This is a genomic window from Polaromonas sp. P1_E1_2, from assembly GCF_056406035.1.
Genome location: NZ_JBFUAZ010000370.1, coordinates 1 through 4,308, shown reverse-complemented (window position 1 = coordinate 4,308; position 4,308 = coordinate 1). Strand labels below are relative to the sequence as shown.

The following is a 4,308-nucleotide window of genomic DNA, read 5'->3' as shown; positions in this document are numbered from 1 at the left end:
CTTCATCACGCGACAGGTTTTCATAGAACCCTTCAGGCGCGATCAAAAGCGCACCCTGCTCCCTGAAGATCCGTGCGCCTAAGGAATTTTCACCACTGTCGAACGAGTGCCAAATCGGGCTGCCACACTGGGTGACGGGATTCAGGTTGTCTTTGCATCTCTCAACGACCCACCGGCAGGTTTCGATGGCTTCGAATTCTGCTGACGACAAAACAATATGCAATACAGTTTCGCCGTCGGTGTTGGTTTCGTAAGGGTCGAATCCCAGAGCACAAAGCGCCTTCAACACTGGCAGGTTGCACCAATATGCCGCAACGGTCGTTAGCGGCGCGGGATACTGACTAATACGGCGATTTTCACGAATGACGCCTTGTTCGATTAAATGCAGTGCAATAGGAGATGCCTCCCGGAGCATCAAGGCTTCGAGAATCTCGTCGTCAAGCGTTATTCTGGTCACGTCAATCTGGGGGACCAGGACTTCGGCACGGTTGAAATTCCTGTTGGCGAGCGCCCGCTGAAAGTCCGAAGTCGGGTCAGGTAGCGCAATGGACTGAAACTCTTTGAGAAAGGCTGCTTTCTTCTTGGTCTGTTTGCCATCCGCATAGAGTTCGACCTCGTTGTAGTCGTCGGCTCCGACATGCAGTTTGACCATGTGCGCGCCGAGTTGGAAAAGGGCCGAAAGAATGGGCCTGTATTCCGAGCGATCCCCGGCATAAAACTGCACGCTCACTACATTCCGATAGCGCCGAAAGCGCTCCACGGAGAACTCATTGCACGCACCGGGCAGCGACGCGCCCAGGCTTTGAAGTGCCTTGTCGAAATACGACTCTGTCGCACCGAGTTGCGCACCGACTCTCTGCCCAAAGGATTCCGCATCCGTTTCTGCTTTGAACAGGATTTCTGCGCTGAAGTCTTGCATCTATTAGTCTTTCATGAGGGAGATAAAACGCAGGCTTGCCGAGAATCTGATGCTCTCGGATGGACCCAGATATGCGTGAATCCTTGTAGGCTTCACCACTTGCGAGCGCGCCGCCAGATCGACAGTTCCTGGGTGTCAGGCCGGTTCTCGATGGTGGCCATGACGTCCAGCAGCCGCTTCGCATAAGGTGGCGCTTCGTCGGCAAACGAGTTGACCTGGGACTTGCTCAGCGTCCTCTCTCCGGTCAGGAAGTCGTGCGCGTTGCCGCACAGGCCGTGCACATCGCCCACGACCTTTTTGTTGAGGCTCTTGAGGTGCCCAAGGCTCTCGCCGAGATAGGCCACCTTCAGGGCCAACATCAACACGCCGTGGCGCCAGTACCAGAAGTCCTTCAGCTTCTCTTCGGTGGCGGTGGCATCGTGCACCAGGGTGTTGCCGTCATGGCCACTGTCGCCCCACTCGCTCGAAACCGCCACTTCCTGGGGCTTGTTCTTGAACGACAGCAACTCACCCAGGGGCAGCAGCGCCTGCTGCTCGTACACCGCCATGGCCCAGGTGCGGCCCTCGCAGCTGAATTTGACGAAACCGCCGCTGCTCACGTAGGGCGCGAGCCGGTCCAGCAGCGCATACAGGTCTTCGTCGATTTGGTCCCAGCTGATGTTGGTGATGCACAGCCCCGAGCGGCTGCTGGTGACTTCGCAGAACTGTTGGGTGAGGTAATCGGCCGCCGAGGTGGTCGCCGCATCCAGCAGGCCCTGCGCCCCCAGATCCTGGCGCATCTGCTTGGCTGCGGCGGGGCGGATGGTCAGGTCGATGTGTTTGACTTCTGCATGTAGGCCCATGGTGGTTCCTTTCAATTTCTATCAGGCCGTTGACTGATGGAGCAGCACAGGCCCCATCACTTCGAGTGAATCACTGCAGACTCTTGAGCACCCATTGCAGACTGTCCTTGCAGCGCGAAGACCCGAGATCAACCCCCATTTGCAAATAGTGCCGGGCCTTCTCCAGATCTTTGGGCCATTCGTCTTTGAATCTATCAAAGTGCGTGTAGGTGGTGCCCAGCAGCCACATGGCCTCCGTGCTGCCGCGCTCCGCGGCCTGAATGAACAATTCTTCAGCCTTGTTCGTGTCGCGCTCCAACCCGTACCTGTTATACAAATACAGCAAAGCCAGGATATGCAAATCATCCGCGTCACCCTGGGCGGCCCGCTCTTGCGCCAGAGTTTTCAACTGCATCCAGTGGAACGCACTGGGTTCTATCCCGTCCTGATACAAGGCATAAATCCGTGCGAGAGGGAATTTGGTCAGATCGGGGAAGCGCTGTAAGCGAAATGAAAACCGGTTCGGATGCAGCGTCAGCACGGCAGAAATATCTCCCGCCGCCCAATGCAGACAAGCATATTGCTCATCGGTACCTGCCTCGCCCAAAACTTCACGATGCAAAGGCCGCGTGATGACTTTCTCGACATGGGCCAGTGCTGCGTCGTAATCAAAATTCCAAGGGCCCAGTTGCCCGTTGATGGAGATGATCTCGAACCCGTTGACTCGCCCCAGATGCGGGCTCTCCACCTGGTCCGGCGACAACACGGTCTTGCTCAGCACCTCCAGATCAAAGCGATGATCCGAGTACTGGCTATCGGTCTTCACGCGCTTTAACGCGGCCAGCTTGTCGATGATGTGCGAAAACGAAACCATCATCACGCTGTCTTCTTGCAGCGATGACACCAGGCGATTGAAGTCGCCTCCCACCGTGTACTTGAACTGCTTGATGAGAAACCCGCAAGACGATTTCTCGGCAGCGGCATTGCGCTTTGCATAGGTCTCTGCGGAGTCGCCGTCGCCCGGTAGTTTGTGTTTCACCAACGTCAGCTTAGCAGCATCCTGCGTCCACTTCGCCGACCACCCGTGAGACGACTTCGCCGTCGCATCAAACGCAGTCAGGCCGACCGAAGCCAGCCACACAAAAAAGAACACGCAAAATCCATCGGCGTCACGGTCTGTTCCGTCCAGCTCCATGCGCAGTTTTTCGGCGCCATCGAGCATGACCTCCAACTCCGTGGCTTGGGTTGCTTCATGCAAGGCATCCACCACGTTGAACTGATAACTGGTGTATGGCGCATGCGGCAGGAAAATATCGGGCGACAACTTGTTGGTCGTCAGCGCCGACTTGGCGAGCGCAGAATCCGACAACAATGCCCGCAAGGCACTGCCGTCCTTGCTGTTCACTGCCGCAGCAAAGCGCGAAAGTGCCTGCAGGGCTTCAGGGCTTACTTTTTTGGCCGTGATTTTTAAAGAAAAAGGTTCTGACATTGTTAGTCTTACGCCAAAATTAGTGCCTGGCTATCGGCCGGCGATCAAGGCCGACACAGCCGTTGAACCAAATCGTCTGACAATCCCGCATCTTTCAGCCCGTATTCGGAGCCATGGAAGACCAACCCCATCGCACGCAAGGCGATCAGTACCTCCGCGATGTTTGCGGGCACATCCTCCTTGTCGTGCCAGCGCACCCACAAGCCGTTACCCGAAAATAACTGCTCGAAAGTCAGTTCTTTGGTTTTGAGCAGCCCAAAGAACTCCAGCGCTTGCGCACTGCGCCATTCAACAACACGCAGACAATTGATCGCGAAATCGCGGGTCTGTGCCAATGCGTGCAATTGCGCCGGGTTGGATTGCGCGATCGCTGCAACAAATATGCGATAGGAATCGCCAACCGCCGGGTGCTCATCGTTTAGCAGGTCCAGGTGATTCAGCGCGTAGTCCCGGCCAAAGAACGTATCGGGGGAATCGGGCGTATCGGCGACCAGGCGCCAGGGATGTACCCGCTGCAAATGGTCAAAAAGCACACCACATTGAAAATAACAGGCGTAGACATACAGCGCTTGCACCTGCGATTCGCCAAGCTGTACGACATCAATGTAGCGCGCCATCGAAGCTACATCGTGGTGCTTGATCGCGGTTAGCAAATTTGCATAAGCGTCACCCTCGTAAGCGGTCGCCGGAGAGATGAGCTGTAAATTGAGCGGCCATAATTTATCGCGCGCCGCATAGCGGTCTGCCGCATTCGCAATCCAGAGCGGAGAGCCCATCGATGAATCTGCATTCAAATCGGCGTTGCGATGCCTGAGTGCGCCAACCATGCCCACCCCGTTTTCCGTTGCACAAACGTGATGTATCGCAGCCAAACCATTCCGGTCACGAATATTCGGCTCGGCCCCGTGGCGCAGCAATCGATACATTGCGCCGTTGCGCTTGTCAGGAAGCCGTGATGCGACCAACAACGGGGAATCTCCGTTCGCATTGCGGGCGTTCACATCGCAGCCTTGTGAAATCAGCCATTCGATGTCTTCATCGCCGCAATGACGATAAGTTTTTGCCGCATAGTGCAGCAC

At 56.2% G+C, this 4,308-nt stretch carries 4 protein-coding genes; all 4 read right to left on the bottom strand.

Features of this window, described 5'->3' with window-relative positions:
- Window positions 1-919 (bottom strand): ankyrin repeat domain-containing protein (locus AC1D1P_RS15850; RefSeq protein ID WP_477673635.1); only part of this gene is annotated, 919 nt, incomplete at its 3' end.
- 92 nt (window positions 920-1,011) lie between these two features.
- Window positions 1,012-1,761: a hypothetical protein gene (locus AC1D1P_RS15845; protein WP_477669000.1), complete on the bottom strand. Its 750-nt coding sequence runs from the start codon at window positions 1,759-1,761 to the stop codon at window positions 1,012-1,014.
- A gap of 70 nt (window positions 1,762-1,831) precedes the next feature.
- A complete protein-coding gene (locus AC1D1P_RS15840; protein ID WP_477668999.1) occupies window positions 1,832-3,229 on the bottom strand; it encodes a tetratricopeptide repeat protein in 1,398 nt (465 codons plus the stop codon).
- Window positions 3,230-3,273: 44 nt separating this feature from the next.
- The coding region (locus AC1D1P_RS15835; protein ID WP_477673634.1) for an ankyrin repeat domain-containing protein at window positions 3,274-4,308 on the bottom strand (1,035 nt) is incomplete at its 5' end.